Source organism: Acinetobacter sp. ABJ_C5_2, assembly GCF_044538485.1.
In the GTDB taxonomy this organism is placed as follows: Bacteria; Pseudomonadota; Gammaproteobacteria; order Pseudomonadales; family Moraxellaceae; genus Acinetobacter; species Acinetobacter nosocomialis_A.
On sequence record NZ_JBIUCS010000002.1, the window covers coordinates 101,506 to 125,400 of the forward strand.

The 23,895-nt window shown below is 41.1% G+C and carries 24 protein-coding genes; 11 read left to right on the forward strand and 13 right to left on the reverse strand.

What is annotated here, in order from left to right:
- Positions 1-21: 21 nt before the first annotated feature.
- Together ilvN and ACH8JV_RS03155 are read right to left on the reverse strand one after the other, a co-directional pair.
- The gene (gene ilvN, locus ACH8JV_RS03150) at positions 22-513 is read right to left on the reverse strand and encodes an acetolactate synthase small subunit (RefSeq protein WP_170247650.1); all 492 of its coding nucleotides are present in this window, start codon (positions 511-513) and stop codon (positions 22-24) included.
- Positions 513-2,237: an acetolactate synthase 3 large subunit gene (locus ACH8JV_RS03155; RefSeq protein ID WP_263612922.1), complete on the reverse strand. Its 1,725-nt coding sequence runs from the start codon at positions 2,235-2,237 to the stop codon at positions 513-515. The genes ilvN and ACH8JV_RS03155 overlap by 1 nt, the downstream gene beginning before the upstream one ends.
- Before the next feature lie 502 nt (positions 2,238-2,739).
- On the opposite strand from ACH8JV_RS03155, the gene ACH8JV_RS03160 reads away from it, so the two are divergent.
- The 7 genes from ACH8JV_RS03160 to ACH8JV_RS03190 all read left to right on the forward strand — a co-directional run bounded on the left by ACH8JV_RS03160 (position 2,740) and on the right by ACH8JV_RS03190 (position 12,311).
- Positions 2,740-3,087, forward strand: coding sequence for a DUF4124 domain-containing protein (locus tag ACH8JV_RS03160; protein ID WP_396519691.1), 348 nt, complete (start codon positions 2,740-2,742; stop codon positions 3,085-3,087).
- A gap of 187 nt (positions 3,088-3,274) precedes the next feature.
- A complete protein-coding gene (gene leuS / locus ACH8JV_RS03165) occupies positions 3,275-5,899 on the forward strand; it encodes a leucine--tRNA ligase (protein WP_343568630.1) in 2,625 nt (874 codons plus the stop codon).
- Between the two features lie 27 nt (positions 5,900-5,926).
- On the forward strand, positions 5,927-6,436 hold the full coding sequence (gene lptE / locus ACH8JV_RS03170; RefSeq protein WP_134262251.1) for an LPS assembly lipoprotein LptE: 510 nt from the start codon (positions 5,927-5,929) through the stop codon (positions 6,434-6,436).
- Positions 6,437-6,456: 20 nt separating this feature from the next.
- Positions 6,457-7,446, forward strand: coding sequence for a DNA polymerase III subunit delta (holA, locus tag ACH8JV_RS03175; protein WP_019458091.1), 990 nt, complete (start codon positions 6,457-6,459; stop codon positions 7,444-7,446).
- Between the two features lie 107 nt (positions 7,447-7,553).
- Positions 7,554-8,894, forward strand: a complete 1,341-nt coding sequence (locus tag ACH8JV_RS03180) for a MacA family efflux pump subunit (RefSeq protein ID WP_311069577.1) — start codon at positions 7,554-7,556, stop codon at positions 8,892-8,894.
- A 2-nt stretch (positions 8,895-8,896) separates the two neighbouring features.
- On the forward strand, positions 8,897-10,891 hold the full coding sequence (locus tag ACH8JV_RS03185; RefSeq protein WP_396519693.1) for a MacB family efflux pump subunit: 1,995 nt from the start codon (positions 8,897-8,899) through the stop codon (positions 10,889-10,891).
- 22 nt (positions 10,892-10,913) lie between these two features.
- Positions 10,914-12,311, forward strand: a complete 1,398-nt coding sequence (locus ACH8JV_RS03190) for an efflux transporter outer membrane subunit (RefSeq protein ID WP_396520008.1) — start codon at positions 10,914-10,916, stop codon at positions 12,309-12,311.
- Between the two features lie 69 nt (positions 12,312-12,380).
- On the opposite strand, the gene ACH8JV_RS03195 is transcribed toward ACH8JV_RS03190, so the two are convergent.
- The 3 genes from ACH8JV_RS03195 to orn form a co-directional block, all read right to left on the reverse strand.
- Positions 12,381-13,184, reverse strand: a complete 804-nt coding sequence (locus ACH8JV_RS03195; RefSeq protein ID WP_002027450.1) for an enoyl-ACP reductase — start codon at positions 13,182-13,184, stop codon at positions 12,381-12,383.
- A gap of 137 nt (positions 13,185-13,321) precedes the next feature.
- Positions 13,322-14,053, reverse strand: a complete 732-nt coding sequence (locus tag ACH8JV_RS03200; RefSeq protein WP_002053496.1) for a Bax inhibitor-1/YccA family protein — start codon at positions 14,051-14,053, stop codon at positions 13,322-13,324.
- A 153-nt stretch (positions 14,054-14,206) separates the two neighbouring features.
- Positions 14,207-14,773, reverse strand: a complete 567-nt coding sequence (gene orn / locus ACH8JV_RS03205) for an oligoribonuclease (protein WP_000099436.1) — start codon at positions 14,771-14,773, stop codon at positions 14,207-14,209.
- A 125-nt stretch (positions 14,774-14,898) separates the two neighbouring features.
- Here orn and rsgA point away from each other — a divergent pair, with 125 nt between their 5' ends.
- The 4 genes from rsgA to secB all read left to right on the forward strand — a co-directional run bounded on the left by rsgA (position 14,899) and on the right by secB (position 17,226).
- Positions 14,899-15,957, forward strand: coding sequence for a ribosome small subunit-dependent GTPase A (rsgA, locus tag ACH8JV_RS03210; protein WP_396519695.1), 1,059 nt, complete (start codon positions 14,899-14,901; stop codon positions 15,955-15,957).
- Between the two features lie 97 nt (positions 15,958-16,054).
- Complete coding sequence (locus ACH8JV_RS03215) at positions 16,055-16,471, forward strand: rhodanese-like domain-containing protein (RefSeq protein WP_000443006.1); 417 nt, start codon at positions 16,055-16,057, stop codon at positions 16,469-16,471.
- 11 nt (positions 16,472-16,482) lie between these two features.
- On the forward strand, positions 16,483-16,740 hold the full coding sequence (gene grxC, locus ACH8JV_RS03220) for a glutaredoxin 3 (RefSeq protein ID WP_000729828.1): 258 nt from the start codon (positions 16,483-16,485) through the stop codon (positions 16,738-16,740).
- A 27-nt stretch (positions 16,741-16,767) separates the two neighbouring features.
- Positions 16,768-17,226, forward strand: a complete 459-nt coding sequence (gene secB / locus ACH8JV_RS03225; protein ID WP_002053511.1) for a protein-export chaperone SecB — start codon at positions 16,768-16,770, stop codon at positions 17,224-17,226.
- A gap of 71 nt (positions 17,227-17,297) precedes the next feature.
- Here the strand turns inward: secB and ACH8JV_RS03230 are convergent, their stop codons facing one another.
- From ACH8JV_RS03230 to ACH8JV_RS03265, 8 genes are read right to left on the reverse strand one after another with little or no spacing between them, the layout of a single operon-like run.
- Positions 17,298-17,954, reverse strand: coding sequence for a 4'-phosphopantetheinyl transferase family protein (locus ACH8JV_RS03230; protein ID WP_396519697.1), 657 nt, complete (start codon positions 17,952-17,954; stop codon positions 17,298-17,300).
- 26 nt (positions 17,955-17,980) lie between these two features.
- A complete protein-coding gene (locus tag ACH8JV_RS03235) occupies positions 17,981-18,415 on the reverse strand; it encodes an excinuclease (RefSeq protein ID WP_396519699.1) in 435 nt (144 codons plus the stop codon).
- 11 nt (positions 18,416-18,426) lie between these two features.
- A complete protein-coding gene (locus tag ACH8JV_RS03240; protein WP_311087117.1) occupies positions 18,427-19,653 on the reverse strand; it encodes a beta-ketoacyl-ACP synthase in 1,227 nt (408 codons plus the stop codon).
- Entirely contained in the window at positions 19,653-20,378 is a 726-nt protein-coding gene (locus ACH8JV_RS03245) for a 3-ketoacyl-ACP reductase FabG2 (RefSeq protein WP_151793694.1), read from the reverse strand. The genes ACH8JV_RS03240 and ACH8JV_RS03245 overlap by 1 nt, the downstream gene beginning before the upstream one ends.
- Before the next feature lie 23 nt (positions 20,379-20,401).
- Positions 20,402-20,827 carry a 3-hydroxylacyl-ACP dehydratase gene (locus ACH8JV_RS03250; protein WP_396519701.1) on the reverse strand — a complete coding sequence of 142 codons (426 nt, stop codon included), beginning with the start codon at positions 20,825-20,827 and terminating at the stop codon, positions 20,402-20,404.
- Positions 20,827-22,029, reverse strand: a complete 1,203-nt coding sequence (locus ACH8JV_RS03255; protein WP_396519703.1) for a beta-ketoacyl-[acyl-carrier-protein] synthase family protein — start codon at positions 22,027-22,029, stop codon at positions 20,827-20,829. The genes ACH8JV_RS03250 and ACH8JV_RS03255 overlap by 1 nt, the downstream gene beginning before the upstream one ends.
- On the reverse strand, positions 22,026-22,571 hold the full coding sequence (locus ACH8JV_RS03260) for a DUF3261 domain-containing protein (RefSeq protein WP_396519705.1): 546 nt from the start codon (positions 22,569-22,571) through the stop codon (positions 22,026-22,028). Before ACH8JV_RS03260 ends, ACH8JV_RS03255 begins: the two co-directional genes overlap by 4 nt.
- 2 nt (positions 22,572-22,573) lie before the next feature.
- On the reverse strand, positions 22,574-23,869 hold the full coding sequence (locus tag ACH8JV_RS03265) for an NAD(P)/FAD-dependent oxidoreductase (protein WP_396519707.1): 1,296 nt from the start codon (positions 23,867-23,869) through the stop codon (positions 22,574-22,576).
- Positions 23,870-23,895 lie beyond the last annotated feature (26 nt).

Consider the following 23,895-nt stretch of genomic DNA (forward strand, 5'->3'; position numbering starts at 1 on the left):
GCTAAAATACTTTTTAAAAAATTAAATGGCTAAAACTTTTTCGCCACGGGCGATACCAGATACCCCTGAACGAACGACTTCTAGAATGGTGTTTTCTGCAAGTGCATCGATAAAACCATCTAATTTTTCAGTTGTCCCTGCTATTTGAATGGTATAGGTCGTTGGTGTCACATCTACGATTTGCGCACGGAAAATATCCGCAGTGCGCTTAATTTCGGCACGTGAAGCTCCTAATGCTTTTACTTTAATTAGCATGAGTTCACGTTCGATGTGTGCACCTTCTGATAAATCAACTACTTTTACCACCTCAACAAGTTTGTTGAGCTGTTTCGTAATTTGTTCGATTTTATGGTCATCGCCATAAGTCGTTAAAGTCAGACGCGATAATGTCGGATCTTCGGTTGGTGCAACATTAAGTGTTTCAATGTTATATCCACGTTGGCTAAATAAACCAACAAGGCGAGAAAGCGCACCAGCTTCGTTTTCAACGAGTACAGAAATAATGTGTCTCATTATGTACGCTCCCCTTTACCTAACCACATGTCCTTCATAGACTGACCCGCAATCAACATTGGATAAACGTGTTCTGTGCGGTCAACCATAACGTTGATAAATACGCATTTATCATTAATTGCCATTGCTTCTGCAAGCTTCGACTCAAGTTCATCGGCATGATCAATTTGAATGCCTACATGACCATAAGCTTCCATTAACTTGGCAAAGTCAGGTAATGATTCAACATAAGAGCTTGAATGACGACCTTCATAGTTCATATCTTGCCATTGCTTAACCATACCTAATGCACGGTTATTCAAGCACAAGATTTTTACGTTCAAGCCATATTGTTTACAGGTTGAAAGTTCCTGAATACACATCTGAATTGAAGCTTCACCCGTAATACAAACAACTTGCTGATCTGGGAAAGCCAGCTTCGCAGCCATTGCATAAGGTAAACCAACACCCATGGTGCCAAGACCACCAGAGTTGATCCATTGGCGAGGACGTTTGTACTTATAATAAAGTGCACCAAACATCTGATGTTGACCAACGTCAGAAGTAATGATGGCATCACCATTGGTCACTTTATATAAAGCTTCAACAACCTGCTGTGGCTTCATGGTGCCATCAGATAGGTTTTCATATTTCAAACCATGAACTTTGCGCCATTCATTAATTTGAGACCACCAAGCCTCAATTGCTTCAGGATTTGGTTTAGACACATTTAACTGTTTTAACTGTGCCAACATTTCTTGAAGAACAGGCTCTACTGCACCAACGATAGGAATGTGCGCCATAATCGTTTTTGAAATGGTCGCAGGATCGATATCGACATGAATCACTTTTGAATTCGGGCAGAACTTGGCAGGGTTATTTGTTACGCGGTCATCAAAACGCGCACCAATTGCCAAAATTACGTCTGCATTGTGCATTGCCATGTTGGCTTCATATGTACCATGCATACCCAGCATGCCAATAAACTGAGGGTCATCACCCGGGAATCCGCCTAACCCCATAAGTGTGTTAGTTACCGGATAACCAAGACGATGCGCAAGTTCAGTTAATAAAGCAGAAGCATTCCCTTGAACGACACCACCACCTGTATAAATAACAGGACGTTTTGCAGTAAGTAACTCATCAATTGCTTTACGAATTTGACCAGAGTGGCCACGTGAAGGCGGTTGATATGAACGCATCTTCACTTTTTCAGGATATTCGTATGCAAACTTTTCTGCAGGGTTCGTCGCATCTTTAGGAATATCGACTACAACCGGACCAGGGCGCCCACTTGAAGCGATATAGAATGCTTTTTTAATAATTGCAGGGATTTCACTCGCGTGACGGACCTGAAAGCTGTGTTTCACGATAGGACGTGAAATACCAACCATGTCAGTTTCCTGGAAAGCGTCTTCACCAATAAGATGTGATGCAACCTGGCCAGACAAAATCACCATTGGGATTGAGTCCATATAAGCTGTTGCAATTGGAGTTACTGTATTGGTTGCGCCTGGGCCAGAAGTGACCAGTACTACGCCAGTCTTACCTGTAGCACGCGAGTATGCATCTGCCATATGACCAGCAGCTTGCTCATGGCGCACGAGGTAATGATTGATTTTGTCTTGTTGAAATAGCGCATCATAAATATGTAATACAGCGCCGCCTGGATAACCAAAAACATGTTCAACGCCTTCGTCCGCAAGAGCACGAACGAGCATTTCACCACCAGATAAAAGTTCCAACGTGATTCACCCTAAAATTTTTATCACTATTTATGGAAGGCACAAATAGTGTTTCATTCATTGAATTGTCTGCACTGTTATAGCACACATATTGTCTAGTTTTCGTCGCAATAGAAAAATTTCTGTTTTCAGCCGTATAAGCTGTTTTAACATTAATAAAGCATGTCTGGATATACATACTTTAGTAAAATCAATCTCTCGGCTAGAGAGAATGTCTATTACAAAACATGATATTTATTCGAAGGGTGATCGAGTAAATACATATAAAACTAGAGAAAGCATTTTTGTTGTTTCTATATACAAAGTCAAGAATAAAGAAATGGTTTTTCCATAAAATTTTTTAGCTGCTGTTTTTTTAAGCTAATATTGAGCCGAATATTTGTTCATTCCCTCTCCATTTTTATTAAAAAATCACTCTTTTTTATATAAAACCCTGCATTCTAAATTGCTTATTTTTGAACTTTATTTAAATATAGTCAGTATTTTTTGGGGAACATCTAATATGAATTTATCTTATTTAAAAACAAGCCTGTATACAGCAGCGGCAACAGCAATTTTAGTTTGCTCAACTCAAAGTCAGGCAGAGCAATATTATAAATGGGTAGACCAAAGTGGTTCGACACATTACACCACCACACCACCGCCTAAAGGCGCGAAACATTTGAACAAAGTTTCGACTTATGGCACTCAGCCATCTGTAAAAAATTCGACACCAAGCCCTGAACAACCGGCTCAAGATAAAACAGATAAGACCGTACCAGCAACACCTAATGCCGTGCAGGAAAAAACTGCACCCGCAGCAGCAGTTCCACCTGCACCACCTGCCCCATCCGCTTCAGCACCACGATAAGTAAAATGAGGGTGGTGAATACTTTCACCACTCTTCTTGGATTTAAAATAAAGAAGAATGAGTTGGGAAATTTTTATAGCTCATATTAAAAGATAAAATCGTGATCTAAAAACTGACATTTTCCTGTATTTTGCGCTATGCTGTGCAGCAATCTTTCATTTCAATTTTCGTTGTATAGCTTACGTCTATGACTATTTCTCACATTGACCCAGAATATCAAGCAAACACGATTGAACCATCCGTCCAACAAGATTGGGAAAATCGTAAAGTCTTTAAAGTTGCCGACACTGTCGAAGGTAAACATCGTTACATCCTGTCAATGTTCCCTTACCCAAGTGGCAAACTGCACATGGGTCATGTGCGTAACTATACAATTGGCGACGTAATTAGCCGTTTCTACCGTTTAAAAGGCGAAACCGTATTACAACCTATGGGTTGGGATGCGTTTGGCTTACCTGCGGAAAACGCTGCAATTGCCCATAAAGTTGCTCCGGCAAAATGGACATTTGAAAACATCGCTTATATGCGTGACCAATTAAAAAAATTAGGTCTATCTGTAGATTGGGACCGTGAATTTGCAACGTGTACACCAGAGTACTATCACTGGGAACAATGGTTGTTCGTTCAACTTTATAAAAAAGGTTTGATCTACCGTAAACTTTCAACAGTGAACTGGGATCCAGTTGACCAAACAGTTTTGGCAAACGAACAAGTTGAAAATGGCCGTGGTTGGCGTTCTGGTGCATTGGTTGAAAAACGCGATATTCCAATGTACTACTTCCGTATTACGGACTATGCACAAGAATTATTAGATGACCTAGACACTTTACAAGACGGCTGGCCTCAACAAGTGTTGACCATGCAACGTAACTGGATTGGTCGCTCTACTGGTATGGAAATTACTTTCCCATCTGCCAATACCGAAATTTATGCTGACGGCCTAACTGTTTATACAACACGTGCTGACACGCTTATGGGCGTGACATATGTTGCTGTTGCAGCAGAACACCCTCTTGCGCTTAAAGCTGCTGAAAACAACCCTGAATTGGCTGCATTTATCGAAGAATGCCGCATGGGTTCAGTTGCAGAAGCTGACTTGGCAACAGCCGAGAAAAAAGGCATGGCAACAGGCTTGTTTGTAAAACATCCTGTCACTGGTGAAGACCTTCCTGTCTGGATCGCAAACTACGTATTAATGTCTTATGGTTCTGGCGCAGTGATGGCTGTACCAGCACATGACGAACGTGACTTTGAATTTGCGAACAAGTTCAACTTACCAATTAAACAAGTAATTGATGCTAAAGGCGCTGACGATGCAGACTACTCTGCAACTGAGTGGCAAGAATGGTACGGTTCTAAAGAAGGTAAACTTGTTAACTCTGGCGAGTTTGACGGTTTAGAATTCCAAGCTGCGTTTGATGCATTCCTTGCGAAATTAGAACCACAAGGTTTAGCAAACTCTAAAGTTCAATTCCGTTTACGTGACTGGGGTGTTTCTCGTCAACGTTACTGGGGTTGTCCAATTCCAATGATTAACTGTGATACTTGTGGTCAAGTCACAGTTCCAGAAGACCAACTCCCGGTTGTATTACCAACTGACGTTGTTCCAGATGGTTCAGGTAACCCGCTTAATAAAATGCCTGAATTCTATGAAACGAAATGTCCTTGCTGTGGTGGCGATGCACGCCGTGAAACAGATACATTGGATACATTCGTAGAGTCATCTTGGTACTACGCACGCTATGCGTCTCCAGACTTCACTGGCGGTATGGTTAAACCTGAAGCAGCTCAAAACTGGCTTCCTGTAAACCAATATATTGGTGGTGTTGAACACGCGATTCTTCACTTACTTTATGCACGTTTCTTCCACAAATTAATGCGTGATGAAGGCGTTGTACAAGGTAATGAACCATTTACTAACTTGTTAACTCAAGGCATGGTGCTTGCAGATACATTCTATCGTGAAGCAGAAAATGGTAAGAAAACTTGGTTCAACCCTGCTGACATCGAATTAGAACGTGATGAGAAAGGTCGCATCATTTCTGCAAAATATTCAGGTGACGGTCAAGAAGTGATTATCGGCGGACAAGAAAAAATGTCTAAGTCGAAAAATAACGGTATTGACCCACAAGCCATTATTGATCAATACGGCGCAGATACAGCACGTGTATTTATGATGTTTGCTGCTCCACCAGATCAATCTTTAGAATGGTCTGATGCAGGTGTTGAAGGTGCTAACCGTTTCTTGAAACGTGTATGGCGTCTTGTAGCAAGCTTCCTTGAAAAAGGAAACGCTGCAACTGCAATCGATACAGCGAACTTGTCTAAAGATGCTCAAGATTTACGTCGTAAGACTCACGAAACGATTCAAAAAGTAAGTGATGATATTGAACGTCGTCATGCATTCAACACTGCAATTGCTGCATTGATGGAATTGTTAAACGCAAGCAACAAGTTTGAAGCAAAAGATGACAATGACATTGCTGTAGAACGTGAAGCAATCACAACATTATTAACTTTACTTGCGCCATTTGCACCGCATTTAAGCCAAACTTTATTGGCTCAGTTTGGTACGGACTTAACAGCAGCGATCTTCCCAGAAGTTGATGCTTCTGCGTTAACACGTAATACCCAAACGATTGTTGTACAAGTAAATGGTAAACTTCGCGGTAAACTTGAAGTTTCTGTTGATATTTCTAAAGATGAATTATTAGCTCAAGCTAAAGCATTACCAGAAGTGCAACAGTTCTTAACAGGACCAACCAAAAAAGAAATTGTGGTTCCAAACAAATTGGTTAACCTCGTGGTTTAATTACAGGTATTAATGAGAGGATCAAGCATGCACTTAGCCCAACGTTTAGCCGCTGTTGTTTTAACCTTAGGCCTTAGTGCAGGCTTAGTCGGGTGTGGTTTCCATTTAAAAGGAACTAACCCGACTGCGACTCCACTTGTTTATAAAAAGTTAAGCCTTGAGTTACCGGCAAAAACCGATGACCTAGAAACACAATTAAAAGTGTATTTAGCTGCAAATGGCGTTCAGTTCAGCAATGACAATGATGCGTATGTTCTTCATGTTTTAGAGTACACACCGCGTCGTCAACTTCTAAATGGTAAGCTTACAGAAGTGTTATTACGCTTGACTGTGACTTTCCAAATTGAAGACCGTCAAGGTAATAAAATTACCGAGCCGCGTACTTTAACTGCATCTCGTAGTTATCAATACGACTTAGCAACGGTTAACACTGAGAACCAGCAAGAAGGTTACTTACAACGTATTGTGATTGATGACATTGCACAGCAAATTACTCGTCAAATTTCAGCAAACCGCTTACCAAAAGCTCAACCATAAGATTTATTTGTTCTTAAGTAATGAAACTTGACTATTTACAAGCCCTTAAACGCATTCCGGAAGCTCGGGGTGCGTGGATTCTGCATGGACAGGAACCATTACTTGAACAAAACTTATTAGATACTTTCCGCAAAAGCTGGCAGCAACAAGACATTGAAAGACAGCGCTATGATATTAGTAGCGTGAGTGACTGGAAAAATGTTTTTAATGCACTGAACAGCTTGTCTTTATTTTCGCAGCAACTTGCGATTGAAGTTCATGGCAATATCAAGCCCGATGCAAATGGTCTAAAACAGCTTAAAAGCTATATTCAACATAATGAAACTAACCTACTATTAATTGTTTTACCTAAACAAGACAGTAGCAGTTTAAAGTCTGCTTTTTTCCAAGTTGTCGAAGCAAACGGCGTTGTTGTTGCTTTGACTGCCAACTATCCGCAAGACCGTCAAAGAATTTTAACTGCTGAAGCAGAGAAGCTCGAAATTCAACTCGACAATGACGCTTGGCAGTGGCTCATGCAGCATCACGAGCACAATTTACTCGCCGCTAAAAATAGCTTGATGCGTGTACGAGATACTTTCCCAGACCAAAAGTTGATTCAAATTGAACAGCTATATGCATGTCTACAAGATCAGTCCCGTTACACCACTTACGACTTAAGCGATGCTTTATTAGAAGGTAATCTCGCGCAGTCGATTAAGATTTTCCAGTATTTAATTGGTTCTGGTGAACCTGAAAGCCTAATTTTATGGACATTAAGTAAAGAAATGCGTTTACTCATGCAGTTGTTCGAACAACCGCATAATGCATTGCAGCTCGGTATTTGGAAAACAAAAGTTAGCTTATATCAGCAAGCGTTAAGAAGACTCAATCCACAGCAGTTTTTAGGCTGGTCTACTCTACTCTTGCAAATCGATGCGGCAATTAAAGGCATGTCTAATGAAAATGCCGAACATTTGATGCAACAGGCAATTGCCGAGTTGTGTGGGAAAACATTATTTATACAATAGAGCAGTCAAATCCTTTGCCTGCTTGATTGAAATATCATAAAAATTCACGTTTTATCCTCAATTGACTCTTATACTAATTAAAATTTTAGACTTTCTGACCTCTCGCCATGCCAAAAATAAAGCCAATTAAACTCGTTATTATTGTCGTCTGTATAGCCGTTATTGCTGTATTAGCTTGGAAGTTTTTAAAGCCTAAACAACAGCAACCTCAATATATTACAGCTGAGGTAACTCGCGGAGATATTGAGAATAATGTACTTGCAACCGGTACGCTTGATGCAACCAAACTGATTAGTGTCGGTGCTCAGGTATCTGGTCAGGTTAAAAAGATGTATGTACAGCTTGGCGATCAGGTCAAACAAGGTCAACTCATTGCACAAATTGACTCGACTACCCAAGAGAACAGTTTGAAAACATCCGATGCCAATATTAAAAACTTAGAAGCACAGCGCCTTCAACAAGTGGCATCTTTAAATGAAAAACAACTTGAGTATCGTCGTCAGCAACAAATGTATGCTCAAGATGCAACACCTCGTGCAGATTTAGAGTCAGCTGAAGCTGCTTATAAAACTGCTCAGGCACAAGTTAAAGCATTAGATGCACAAATTGAGTCTGCAAAAGTTACGCGTTCAACAGCACAAACAAATATTGGCTATACACGTATTGTTGCACCAACTGATGGTACGGTTGTTGCGATTGTGACCGAAGAAGGTCAAACCGTAAACGCGAACCAAAGTGCTCCTACAATCGTTAAAATTGCAAAACTGCAAAATATGACGATTAAAGCGCAGGTGAGTGAAGCCGATATTATGCGAGTAGAAAAAGGCCAACAGGTCTACTTCACTACTCTAGGCGATGACAGCAAGCGTTATGCGACATTACGCCAGATTGAGCCAGCTCCAGATTCAATTTCGAGTGAATCAAACAGTACAACAAGTTCAACTAGCAGTTCAGCTGTTTACTACAATGCTTTATTTGACGTTCCAAATACAGATGGCAAATTGCGTATTGATATGACTGCTCAAGTTTATATCGTATTAGATTCAGCAAAAAATGCCTTATTGGTTCCATCTTCTGCTTTAAGTAGTAAACAATTTTCTGGTCAAAGAAAACCTGGTCAGTCAGCTGACAAAGCAAGCTCTACACCAAGAGCAGAGCGAAAACATGAAGGTAATGGTGCTCGTTTAGAACGCTTAAATTTAACTCCTGAACAAAAACAACTTATTGAACAAGGCAAAGCAACGCTGAGTGTCGTTCGTATTTTACAAGCAGATGGTACGACTAAACCAACGCAAATTTTGGTGGGTATTAACAACCGTGTAAACGCACAAGTACTTGCCGGATTAAAACAAGGTGACCAAGTTGTGATTGCTGATAGTTCAGAAAACTCTGCAGCTTCTGCAAATAGTGGTAATAACCGTCGCCGTAGCGGTCCAATGGGAATGTAAGCATGACAAAACAAGCTTTGCTTGAAGTCAGCAATCTGGTCCGGGAATTCCCTGCTGGCGAAAGCACGATTCAAATTTTAAAAGGCATTGACCTTACTATTTATGAAGGTGAACTGGTTGCCATTGTCGGCCAGTCCGGCTCTGGTAAATCAACGCTCATGAATATTTTGGGCTGTCTGGACCGCCCAACAAGTGGGAGTTATAAGGTTAATGGTCAAGAAACCGGTAAGCTAGAACCCGACCAGTTAGCGCAGTTACGCCGCGAATATTTTGGTTTTATTTTCCAGCGTTATCATTTACTCGGTGACTTATCTGCCGAAGGTAACGTTGAAGTTCCAGCTGTTTATGCAGGTGTTACTCCTTCGGATCGTAAACAACGTGCAACTGCCCTACTCACTGAATTAGGTTTAGGCACTAAAACTCAAAACCGACCGAGCCAACTTTCCGGTGGTCAACAGCAACGTGTTTCGATTGCCCGCGCCTTAATGAATGGCGGCGATGTAATCTTAGCCGACGAACCAACAGGTGCACTCGACTCACATAGTGGTGTTGAGGTTATGCGAATTTTGCGTGAACTCAATGCGGCTGGCCACACCATTATTTTGGTTACACACGATATGCAAGTTGCAAAAAATGCAACGCGTATTATCGAAATTAGTGATGGCGAAATTATTAGTGACCGTCCTAATGTTCCAGACCAATCTACCGAAGAAGTTAAAACTGACCCAGATGCAGCCCCTGCTCTACAAAATAAGCAGAAAAAAGGCAAAAGTATTTCAGCTTGGCGTTCAACTTTAGACCGCTTATCTGAAGCGTTCCAAATGGCTTTACTGTCCATGAATGCCCACCGTATGCGTACCTTTTTAACCATGCTAGGCATCATTATTGGTATTGCATCTGTCGTAACGGTGGTAGCGCTGGGTAATGGTTCACAAAAGCAGATTTTGGAAAATATTAGTGGCCTCGGTACTAACACAATTACGGTATTCCAAGGTCGTGGTTTTGGTGACAACTCCAAAACAGCCAATTTTAAAACGCTGGTGCCTGCCGATGCCGACGCATTAATGACGCAGCCTTATGTGAGTGCGGTCAGTCCAATGGTCAGCACATCCAAGACTATGCGTTATCAACAAAATGAAGCGAATGCGACCATTAATGGTGTAAGTAACGACTTCTTTGACGTAAAGGGACTTGTCTTTAAAGACGGTCAAACCTTTGACCAGCGTAGTGTGCGAGATCGTTCGCAAGATGTAGTCATTGATACCAATACTCAAAAACAGTTCTTTAGTGATGGCACCAACCCAATTGGGCAAGTGGTATTACTGGGTAGTGTGCCGGCTCGTATTATCGGGATTGTAGAGCCTCAAACTAGCGGTATGGGTTCAGATGACACACTCAACGTGTATATGCCTTATACCACGGTCATGAGCCGTATGTTAGGGCAAGCCCATGTTCGTAATATTGTCGTACGTATTAACGATAAATACTCGACCAGCGCCGCTGAAAACGCGATTGTTAACCTATTAACACAACGACATGGTGCCCAAGATATTTTCACCATGAACAGTGACAGTATTCGCCAAACCATTGAGAAAACAACCAGCACCATGACGCTTCTGGTCTCAGCAATTGCTGTCATTTCTTTGGTGGTTGGTGGTATCGGTGTAATGAATATTATGTTGGTTTCGGTGACTGAACGTACTCAAGAAATTGGGGTGCGTATGGCTGTCGGTGCTCGACAAAGTGATATTTTGCAGCAGTTCCTAATCGAAGCAATTTTAGTGTGTTTAATTGGTGGTGTACTCGGCGTATTACTTTCGCTCGGCCTAGGACAGCTCATTAACAAAGTGGCCGCAGGTAATTTTGCAGTGGCATATTCGACGACTTCTATTGTGGCTGCATTTGTTTGCTCAACATTAATTGGTGTCGTATTCGGTTTCTTGCCTGCCAAAAATGCCGCAAAACTCGACCCTGTTGCAGCACTATCACGAGAATAAGGAAAATTGCATGTCTTTTTCAATGACTAAACTTAGCGCAGCACTTCTCCTCACCAGTTCTCTTGTGGGATGTGCAGCGATGGTTAAAACACCTTACCAAGCACCGTCTGTACAGGTTCCGGGTAGCTTTCAGTACGACAATCCAACTAAAACGAAAACTGTATCAGTTGCACAATACTCTGACCGTTGGTGGACACTTTTTAACGATGCACAGCTCAACCAGCTTGTAAGCAACGTATTAGAGCGCAATAGCGATTTGGCTGTTGCAGGGATCACCTTAAAGCAAGCTCGCTTGAAAGCTGATTTAACTGCAAATCAACAAGGCTTGCGTACCAGTTCAAATGTTTCTACAGGTCATAGTTTCGATTTAAATTCAGGCGATGATAGTGCTAAAGGACTATCCTTAAGTGCAGGCGTAAGTTATGAACTTGATTTGTTTGGCAAGCTTGCTCGTCAAACCGAAGCAAGTAAATGGGAAGCTTTAGCGACTGAACAAGACTTACAGTCTACAGGGCAAAGCCTGATTGCCACTACAGCGAAACTCTACTGGCAACTGGGCTACTTAAATGAACGTTATGCAACTGCGCAGCAGAGCTTAGCCACTTCACAAAAGCTTTATCAGTTAGTTCAAACTCAGTATAAAGCAGGTGCAGTTTCAGGCTTAGACCTCACGCAAGCCGAACAGTCTGTTCAAAGCCAAAAAGCAAGTTTAAGCCAAATTGAACAACAGCTTGTTGAAACGCGTACAGCGATTGCAGTGTTATTGCATAAACCAGTACAGCAACTCAACATTCAAGAACCACAGCGTTTACCACGTACAGCGTTGCCTGCCATTGGTGCTGGTTTACCAGCGGATATTTTGTCACGTCGCCCTGACTTGCAAGCAGCCGAGCTTCGCTTGAGAAAAGCACTAGCAACCAAAGATGCAACTAAAGCAAGCTACTATCCGTCAATTAGCTTAACCAGTAGTTTAGGTTCAAGCAGTACATCGTTAACGGAGTTATTACGTAACCCTGCCCTCACGCTTGGGGCGAGTTTGAGCCTACCGTTTTTACAATATAACGATATGAAAAAAGATATCGCGATTAGCAACCTTGATTATGAAAAAGCGATTATTCAATATCGCCAAACGCTTTATCAGGCTTTTGCTGATGTAGAAAATGCATTATCAAGCCGCACAGAACTCGACAAACAAGTAGAGCTGCAACAACGTAATGTTGAACTTGCAGAAAAAACCGAACGTTTAACAGAAGTCCGCTACCGTTATGGTGCGGTTGCATTAAAAACACTTCTCGATGCCCAGCAAACTACACGTACTGCGCGCTTGAGTCTTGTTGAAACTAAACAAAGCCAATACAACGCTTATGTCACCCTTATGCAAGCATTAGGTGGTTCACCTGTAAAAGAACTGCCGCAATAACTTGCGCCCAGTAAAAAAGCCGTAGTCCTTCAACTACGGCTTTTTTTATGTCTGAATAAATTTTAAAACTTATTCATCATCCATCATAGATTGGCTCATACCTACAGTATTGAAACCAGCATCTACATATAGAATTTCACCAGTAATACCTGAAGCCCAAGGTGAGCATAGGAATAACGCTGCGTTACCCACTTCTTCAATGGTTACGTTACGCTTTAACGGTGCAACTTTTTCATTGGCATCTAACATTTTACGGAAAGATTTAATACCAGAAGCAGCTAAAGTACGGATTGGACCCGCAGAAATTGCGTTTACACGAATACCATCAACACCTAAGCTTGATGCCAAGTAACGAACGCCAGCTTCTAAAGAAGCTTTCGCCATACCCATTACGTTGTAGTTAGGCATAACGCGCTCAGAACCTTGGTAAGTCAAAGTTAATAAGCAACCTTGGCGAGCTTGTAATAAAGGTTTTGCAGCACGTGCCATTGCAACAAAGCTGTATGCGCTAATGTCATGAGCAATTTTAAAACCGTCACGGTCAGTCACGTCAGTGAAGTCACCGTCAAGCGTGTGTGCAGGTGCAAAGCCGATTGAGTGCACAACACCGTCTACACCGTCCCAATGTTTTGCAAGTTCCGCAAATGCATTATCAATTTCAGCATCAACGGCAACATCACATGGAAACACAAGCTTAGAACCGAATTGCTCAGCAAACTCATCTACACGTTTTTTTAATTTTTCGTTTGGATAAGTAAATGCAAGCTCAGCACCTTCACGGTGTAATGCTTGTGCAATACCATAAGCAATTGATAATTTACTAGCAACGCCTGCAATCAAAAAGCGTTTACCTGCTAAAAGTCCTTGTGTCATGCCGATCTCACTCAAAACAATTTTCAGCATAATGCCAATATTCAACGTTTTTCGAAATTGCATAATGCATCTTTTTTCAAAAATCGCACGAAAAAAAAATCGCCCCTATGCAGGAGCGACTTTTTATAATCTAAATTTTAGTCGTCAGACAATAAACCAAGTAGACGTAAGAACGAAATATACATCCAGACTAAAGTTGCAAGCAACGCAATACCACACAACCATTCCATGAATTTTGGAGCACGGTATGCTGCATTGGTTTCAATCAAGTCAAAATCTAAAATCAGGTTAAGTGAAGCAATGACTGCAACAAATGCAGCAAAACCAATTCCTAACCAGTTACTTTCAAAAATATAAGGAATGCTTGAACCAAATGCTAAACGCATAACCATCTGCACGATAAATACAATAAAAATCGCCAAAGATGCAGAGATTACAACTGATTTGAACTTTTCAGTTGCGCGTATAATTTGGAACTTATAAAGACCAAACATCACCAAAGTAGTGACGAAGGTTGCCAATAATGCTTGAAGAGGAACGCCCGGATATTTCAACTGGAAAGTAAACGAAATACCGCCAATAAATGCTCCTTCAAATAGAGCATAAGGAATTGCTAAAGTTGGTGCAGTCGTTGGTTTAAACGTTGTGATTAAAGCTAAAACCAAACCACCAATTGCACCCACAATTGAAGCTGCGTAAGCAATACCAACATTTGCAGTAAAGGCTGCATAGAAAAATAAAGCGACACCCACTGCGGCAGCAATGATGGTCAACATCACAGATTTTTGAATCGCACCTTGCACGGTCATCGGTTGACTGTAATCACTGACCGTTTCAACGCGGGTCAGTATCGGGTTATTACTTTGCATAAATGCTCTCTTTTTATAATAAATAAACTTAAAACATCATTTTAAGCAAAATGAATATGAAAGCCAAATGAGCCCTTGGCATTATTGTAACAATGTCCTTTAAACAGCAAAAAGGAGGCTACTGCCCCCTTTCATATGACTTGAACAAGGTAATTAATCTTTACCATCAGTATTCATAATGAAAAAGTATTCACGGTAATACTTAAGTTCAGAAATTGAGTCACGAATATCATCCATCGCCAAATGTGATGCATTCTTTTTCAGACCACTCATAATTTCAGGACGCCAGCGTTTTGAGAGCTCTTTTACCGTAGATACATCAAGATTACGATAGTGGAAATACTGCTCAAGCTCAGGCATAAGACGATGTAAGAAACGGCGATCCTGACAAATCGAGTTACCACACATTGGTGAAACTTTTGGATTAACCCATTTTTTTAGGAATTCTAAAGTCTGTAACTCAGCGTCACGAGCTGTTAATTTACTACGGCGAACTCGCTCAATTAAACCTGACTGACCATGCTGGCGAGTATTCCACTCATCCATTGCATTTAAAATACGATCAGGTTGATGAATAGCCAAAACCGGACCTTCGGCAAGTACATTTAAATGATCATCTGTAATAATTGTTGCGATTTCAATAATCTGGTCGTTGTCGGTATCTAAACCGGTCATTTCCAGATCAATCCAAATTAATCGTGTATTTAAAGTACTGCTCATGTATGTACGTTCTAAAATGCCGTAAAAACATCAATAGTAGCAAATTTCTTGCTTCTGCGCTGTAATTCCATACCAGCTTCGTGCTATTTTTGCGGTCTTCTAACAATGGTTTTTTTGGGATATGAATGGCTCTAATTCGTAAGCGTCGTTTAACTGAGCAACAGCAACGCCGTATTGAAAAACAGCATAAAACTCGCCAAGAAGAAGTCGATACTTCACAAGATCTAGATGGGCTGGTTGTACAGCACTATGGCCGTCAACTTGAAGTACAGGCACTTTCTGTACCCGAGCATCACCCAGAAAAACCTCAAGTTGCCGAAGGCGAACCAGAACCATTTTGGAAACCGATTGAATTAAAAAGTATTTGGCGCTGTCACACGCGTACAAATCTTGAATTACTGGTCACGGGTGACCGAGTGAAGTGGCAAGCAGACCCTAACACAGGCTTAGGGATTATTACTGCAATTCACCCACGTACTTCACTGCTTACTCGTCCAGATCGTTATCACAAAGTAAAACCTGTGGCAGCAAATATCAGTTTAATCGTTATTGTTTTTGCTCCGCTTCCAGAACCTGCACCTACTTTGATTGACCGCTACTTAGTAGCATGTGCAGATGCAAATATTCCTGCTCTTTTAGTGCTGAATAAATCGGATTTACTCACTGAAAATGACCCGATTCTCGACATGCTTAAAGAGTATGAAGATTTAGGTTATGAGAGCTTGATTTGTCATTCTAAAGGCGATATTTCAGCATTGTCTCAACGACTTGATGGTGAAACCGTTGCTTTTGTCGGTCAGTCAGGGGTTGGTAAAAGCTCACTTATTAATGTACTTATTCCAGATGCCGAGCAGAAAACCAATATCATTTCTGAAAACTCTGCACTTGGCCAACACACGACAACCTCTACGCGCTTAATCAACTTTGGTAAAAAGGGTGCCTTAATTGATTCGCCGGGAATTCGCGAGTTTGGACTTTGGCATCTCGATTTAGAAAAAATTCGTATGGGCTTCCCTGAAATTGAAGCGCATTTAGGTTCATGTCAGTTCCGTAATTGCACGCATACTCATGAAAAGAACTGTGGCTTAAAACAGGCTGTTGAAGCAGGTGAAATTTTGCCACGGCGTTTAGATAGCTTCTTACGTTTAATCGATGAGATTCAAGAAGCGCAGCAAAAAAACTAATTTTCTACCCCTTTTGCCCTTGAAGTGGTGATTTTGATCACCATCTATATACGCTATACTCTAGGTCAATTTTGTTTTTAATTTTTTTAGGTGACTTGTGGAACGCTGGTTAGAGTTTATGGGGAATCACCCCATTTTGTTTGGTACACTCGGAGTCTTGATCGTATTGTTCTTCATTTTTGAAGGTCAACGTAACGGTCGTAAAATTTCTCCACAGTCGCTTGGTATTTTAGTGAAAGCGAAAAATGCTCTTTTGATTGACTTACGCGATAGCAAAGACTTCCGCGAAGGTCACATTAGTGGTAGCCGCAATATTCCTTATAGCCAAATTGCAAGTCATGCTGATGAATTAAAAGCAAGTGACCGTCCATTGGTATTTATCTGTAACCTAGGGCAAGTTGCTGGTAGCGCTTTACAGAAAGTTGCTCACCATGACAGCTATCGCCTTGATGGTGGTATCAGTAACTGGAAAGCTCAAGGCTTACCTCTCGTTAAAAGCAAACCAAAAGCTTAAGGAGAATTGTTATGGCAGCAAATGTCATTGTTTACTCAACTTCTGTATGCCCGTATTGCGTTCGCGCGAAACAATTACTTGAGCGTAAAGGTGTTGCTTACAAAGAAGTAAATCTTTCTGTTGAAGCACCAGAAGTACGTGCTGAATTAATGCAACGTACAAACCACCGTACTGTTCCACAAATTTTTATTAATGATCAGTTTATCGGTGGTTTTGACCAACTTTATGCTTTAGAGCGTGAAGGTAAACTCGACGAATTATTGGCTTAACATCGCATCCATATTAAGGAAAAAACAATGAGCGAAGAACAACAAGTTCAACCACAATTAGCTTTAGAGCGTATTTATACAAAAGATATTTCTTTTGAGGTTCCAGGGGCACAAGTTTTTACTAAACAATGGCAACCTGAACTTAACATCAATCTTTCTTCTGCTGCTGAAAAGATTGACCCAACTCACTTTGAAGTATCTTTAAAAGTTGTGGTTCAAGCCAATAACGACAATGAAACAGCGTTCATCGTAGATGTAACTCAATCTGGTATTTTCTTAATCGATAACATCGAAGAAGACCGTTTACCTTACATTTTGGGTGCATACTGCCCGAACATTTTGTTCCCGTTCTTACGTGAAGCTGTAAACGACTTAGTCACTAAGGGTAGCTTCCCACAATTACTTCTTACTCCAATCAACTTTGATGCAGAGTTTGAAGCAAATATGGAACGTGCTCAAGCTGCTGCTGTTGAAGGCCAAGCTTAATTTTATAGCTTGCTCTAAACTAAAAAAACCGCGTAATTCGCGGTTTTTTTATATGTGCTATTTGGCTCACTCTATTCTTCAAGTGAATGAAGCTGAATAGAAGGGAACTGAAACCCACGGCAAGACTGCTCTGAACGCCATGCGACCGTTAAAATCATGTTACCCGAGACAAAGTTTTGATAAGCAAATGTTCCAATAAGTTCATGCGAACATAATCCGCCATGATTGGTGGGGTGTGCTTGAGTATTTAACGTATTTAAATCTAAACGTATACCAAGGCCTGATGCTTTTAAAACAGCTTCTTTAGTGGTCCAGACTTTAAACCAATACTCTCTATCTTGTTCTAGATTTTGCCATGTTGCATATTCATCAGGGTGAAAAGCATGTTGTGCCAAACTATCTAAACGTACTTTACGGTCAAGTTCTTCAACATCTATACCAATATCTTTAACTCGCTCACTTAGCGCCAAAGCATAATATTGTTGGCTATGTGAATGGTTAAAATGCAACGTATGATTTAACAAATAAGGTTTGCCATACTCATGTTTCGCAAATACCAAATCTGTTGGGGTTACATTTAGCTTTTGAGCTAATAGCTTATTTTTAATATGTTGTATCTGCTGCTTTTTATAATCGTTAAATGTACGAAAGTCGGGAAAGTCTTGTTTCGACTTTAAAAGAAGTTGAGATAATGCCTGTGTATAAACTTCTATAATATGCTCAGACATTATCTCTACCCTATTTACCAAATAAATTAAAATTTAACGATGTCGCCTTTAAGCGTTACGCCAGCCATCATTGTGCCTTTATAACAGTCATAAGTCGTCGTACTACGTGTTTCATTTGACTTAAAATAACTCACAATATTGGTCACTGCATTTGCACCTTGTGCTTTAGCATTGTTTTGCATTTGAATAAGCGCTGAACGTAAAACCCAATCACATGAAGCTTCTGCTGATTTAGCAAAACCATTGGTCTTTTTATTGGTTACTACGTCTTTTTGAATAACTTTACCGCCCGACTTTGTACCACTTAAATAAAATTTTACAGAGCCATCCAAAGTTCCATCTGCTACGGCACGGTCTACAGCTTCTTTAAAGTTTAAATGATGTACTTCATCAGCAGCCTGAACGGTAGCAGTAAAACCAGCACTCAGCATTGCTACCAATAAAATTTTCTTATTTAACATTGTTGTGTTCCTTATTGTTTAACACGTTTAAAAATAAGTGAAGTATTAATCCCACCAAAAGCAAAATTGTTGCTCATAATAATATCTGCATCGAGTGCTTTAGGCTGCTGAACGATATAATCCAGATCTCCACAAAGCGGGTCAATTTCATCTAGATTTAATGTCGGAATAAAGCAATTACGGTTCATCATTTCAATACTGAGCCAAGCTTCAATAGCGCCACATGCACCCAGCGTATGTCCAAAATAACTTTTTAATGAACTAATTGGCTTACGTCCTAAAACTTTTGCTGTCGCCTGACTTTCTGCTACATCCCCCTGATCGGTCGATGTGCCATGTGCATTTACATAACCAATATCACTAGCCTGCAAAGATGCATCTTTAAGCGCTAACTCCATACAACGCCCCATCATCTCAGCATCAGGTTTAGTTACATGCTGGCCATCAGTATTGCTTCCATATCCAATAAGTTCAGCATAGATATGTGCACCGCGGGCTTTAGCATGTTCGTATTCTTCTAAAATTAAACAGCCTGCTCCTTCCCCAATCACTAAACCATCTCGTTTTGCATCAAATGGACGTGGTGTTTTTTCTGGCTGATCATTCATATTACTTGTGGCAAATAGAACATCAAAAACAGCTGCGCCCGCAGCACTGAGCTCTTCTGCACCACCCGCAATCATGACCAGTTGTTTGCCATACTTAATTGCTTCATAAGCTTGACCAATGGCCATAGAGCCAGAAGTACAAGCACTAGACGTCGGTAAAGTTAAGCCTTTTAGGCCAAAATACACGGTCATGTTGACAGCACTTGTATGGGCCATCATACGTATATAAGTGGTTGCATTAATCTTACTCATGCTCTGATGAAGCAACATGCTTGCAAACTCACCTACAGCCTCTACGCTCCCAGCAGAAGAACCAAATGCAACGCCTGTTTCACCACTGGACAAAATTTCGTGCCCAAGTAAACCAGCATTTTGCAAAGCTGTTTCAGCACATACCACAGACATGAGCGCAACACGCCCCATACCACGGGTCACTTTACGGTTAAAGTGCTTAGGAACATGAAATGTTTCGACTGGACCACCAAGCTTAGTCCGAAGGTCAACATACTGTTCCCATTCAGGCATATAGCGGATGCCACTTTTCGCTGCATTAAATTGAGAAAAAATTTCGTCGGAAGTTTCACCTAAAGAGGTAATTCCTGCCATTCCGGTCACAACAACGCGCTTCATCAAATGAGTCCCCCATTTACAGAGATCACTTGTCGGGTGACATAAGAGGCTTCATCTGAACATAAAAATTTCACTACGCTCGCCACTTCATCGACCTGTCCCATGCGTTGTAACGGAATCATTTTCAGTGCATGTTCTTTAACTTCATCGGTGACCATTTCGGTTTCAATCAGCCCCGGTGCAACACAGTTCACGGTAATTTTTCGCTTCGCCAACTCTAGTGCCAAGGCTTTGGTCGCACCAATTAAACCTGCTTTTGCAGCGCTATAGTTCACCTGACCACGGTTACCCATAATTCCAGACACAGAAGATAAAGTGACAATACGCCCGCCCTTGCGTAAGTGAATCATTGGCATAATGAGCGGTTTTAAAACGTTATAGAAACCATCTAATGAAGTCGAAATCACTTCATCCCAGTCTTGATCAGTGAGTGCAGGAAAAGCACCATCATGGGTAAGCCCAGCATTGAGAACCACGCCATAAAAAGCACCATGCTGCTCGACATCTTGTTCTAAAATTTGCTGAACCGTACTGCGCTCATTTACATCAAACATTAAATAATGGCTATTTTGTCCTAATGCCTGAATCTCTTGTACGACTTGCTCGGCCTCTGCCTGACGCGAACGTGCATGTACCGTTACATCAAAACCAGCCTTTGCCAGTTGTAATGCAATCGCCTTCCCAATTCCTCGACTTGAACCCGTTACTAAAATTCGTCTTGTCACAATGTATTCCTAATTCTTTGTGGTTATTCAAATGGTGATTCTGTTGGCTCAAATACACTTAACGTTGCTTGAATGCAGTGTTCAGCATATTGAATTTCACAGGAAAATTGCCCAAGTCCTTCATGAAAATATTGTTGTTCTATTTGAATGATCAATCGAGAACCTAAGGAAAAATAAGGGATGGGTAAATTTAATTTACGCGTTCCCAATAAGAAACCGACTTTTGGTGCTTGTTTTGACTGTTGGCCTTGCCAGCCTGAGTAAGCACTAATGGTTTGCGCCATAATTTCAATGCTAGCCCATGTCGGTAAACCTTCTGCTTCACAAAACATAAGCTCAGGTGTAATGGTTAGCTCAGCTTGTGCTCGCCCTTCTGCAACCTCAGTTAAATGGTCTATAAATACCATCGGTTGTTCATGAGGAATATATTGAATTGCCTCCAGTTTCATTAGGGCATCACTCCAAAAACAAGACTAATATTACTTCCCCCAAAAGCGAAAGAATTACTCATTACATAGCGAATGGATTGTTTTAGTTCGGCATTTTGCACATAGTTTTGGTCGGCCAAATCCGGATCAATCTCAACATTTCGATGCAATGGTAGCCAGCTCTGATCTTTTAAAACCTGCTCACAAATAAACGCTTCTATAGCACCAGCTGCACCAAGACAATGTCCAGTTTTATGCTTGGTACTACTTAAGGCAACTCGATAATCGCCAAAGACTTGTCGTACAGCTTTTATTTCCATGGCATCGTTTTGTGGAGTTGCAGTTCCATGAAGGTTTAAATACCCAATATCTTGTGCAGATATATTTGCCATCTCCAACGCGCGTTTCATAGCGATCGCAGCACCTTTACCTTCCGGATGCGGAGCAGAAATATGCCATGCATCCATTGATTCTCCTGCGCCCATTAACATGACAGGTGTTTGTTCTTTAGTGAGCAAAAAGAAGGCTGCGGCTTCACCAATATTAATACCATCACGTTCAGCCCCACATGGCTGACAAATATCGCTAGATAAACTCTCTAGGCTATTAAATCCATTGAGTGTGAGTTGACACAAAGTATCGACACCACCGACCAGTACTGCATCAGCTAAATCGGCTTGTAGCAAACGCTGCCCAGCAGCCAATGCTTTAGCACTTGAGGAACAAGCAGTAGAGATGGTATATGCTGGCCCTTCCCAGTTTAAATACTGTTGTAAGGCTTTTGCTAAACAACTCATTTCCTGACGTCGGTGAGAAATGAGTTGCTGAGTTTGTCCTTCAAAATATTGCTTAAGCAATAATTCACTATCAGAAATACCAGAAGTAGAGGTTCCAACCACAATCGCTAAACGTTTTGATGGAAACTTCTCTGTATAACTTTTTAGTTCGGTTTCAATTTTTGCTAAAGCAGTCAAAGCAAATCTTAAATTACGAGAATCGACAGACTGTAAAGCATCGGGCACACTCGAACACAATGAGTGCGTATATTGTCCCACCCAAACATTACGATCAGCGATTAAATCATCACGCAAAGTTAAGGTTTGCTGCGGCTGTTGTAATGCTTGTTTGATTTGATCAGGTTCACAACCTAATGCAGATAAACCTACACTGAACTGTATGCCGACTGCCATTTGAGCAGAATTATTTATAGATGAATCGCTCATGGTGTACTGCTTTTTTGAGACTGCAAGGTATTTTCAATCGAACTTAGCGTCATGCTATAAGGAACTTGCTGATTAAGTAATTCGATACTTCCCTGACCTTTCTTGATGTGTAATACAGGCTGTTTATCAATATAAATCTCCTGATTATCAGCCTGTTGCTTCATTTCTACAGCTTGCTGTCCCAAGCTTGAAAATTTTGGGTAGGTCGCAAATAAAAGATCACGTACCACAAATTCAAAAGGTAATAAGCGCATTTGGTCAATACGCTGCTCTACATGAACTCGTTGCCCATCAAACTGTAATTTAAACAGCTGTTGTCCAGTCAAGCTCAAAGCGACCATATCCAGTACAGTTCCCTGCTGTTGCTGATAAAGCAAAAAACTAAAACTTTGCTTTTTCCACTGAACTTCAACCTGATCTTGTCTTTGATAAGCTTGAGTTTGCCATAAGGGGCTTTGTAAACCTTTCGCATGTGGCATCACTTGGCAGCCCGTAAAACATAGGCAACCACCAAGTAATATCATCATCCATTTGCGCTGCATGCTTATACCTCTAATACCTGTTCTTGCGTTAAGCCTTCACGACAGTATTCTGCTAGGGTGCTAAGTCTACGTTTGGCATTTTTATGAATTGGGTTTTTTTCATCCCATGCATAACCCGCCAGTAATGAAGAAATCATACGGCGAATGCCATCATTCTGATTTTGTGAAAAAACGACGTCCTGAAATTCACCTTCATACCATGACTCAACATAGGCACGAAACACCTGAATACCACGGCGCAGCGGTTTTTCATATTCTTGCAACCAGTCTACCTGTTCACCTTGCAAAACACGCTCAACCAAAGGAACCGCCAAGCTGGAAGATTTTAACGCGATAGTCACACCTGATGAAAACACTGGATCAAGAAACTCACCTGCATTTCCTAAAAGTGCATAGTTGCGGTCTGCCAAATGCTTAACATTGGCAGAATAGCCCACCAAAGTACGTACTGGTGTATCAAACTTAGCTTGACGTAGTACCTCTGACAAGCTTGGTTCATCAGCTAAAATGCGTTTCAACATTGCCTCTGGCTCATTATCGGCAGCATTTTCAACTGTGTATTTGTCAAAAAAATCTTGTTCAGCCACTACACCAAAAGAAGCTCGGCCATCAGCAAATGGAATCAGCCAATACCATGCACGGTGGTCTTTTTCATGTACCGTAATTAAAATTTTATTACGGTCAAACTCAGGATCATCCGTAATTCCATCTTCAATATGAGTAAACAATGCACGACGTACCGGAAAGTTTGATGGACTCTCTAAATCTAACAATTTTGGCAAAATTCGACCAAACCCACTTGCATCAAGTAAGAACTTGGTTTGAATTTGATAGCTTTGCTGATTTTCATCTAATACCGTAAGAATAGGCTGTTCCAGTGCTACGTCTACATCTAAAACTTCATGTCCAAAACGAAGGTCTGCCCCATAAGCCTGAGCTTGTTTAGCAAGTAAATTGTCAAAATCGGCACGGCGAACCTGCCAAGTCGTCCCCGGCCCATCCGTAAATTTTTCAGTAAAGTCATAAAAACTGCGTTGTTTACCACGTAAAAAGGCCGCACCATTTTTAAATTGAAACGCATATTGCTCGACATGCTCGCGAACAGTTTCTAGTAAACCGGCTTCTTCTAAAAACGCCATAGATTGCGGTAGTAATGACTCACCAATTGAAAACCGTGGGAAATACTGCTTTTCCAAAACCGCAACTTTATAGCCTTTTTTGCGCAGAAGTGCCGCAGCTGAACTTCCTGATGGACCCGCCCCAATAATCACTACATCAATTTTTTCTAAAGTGCTCATAGCACGACTTTCCTTTTTAATTTATT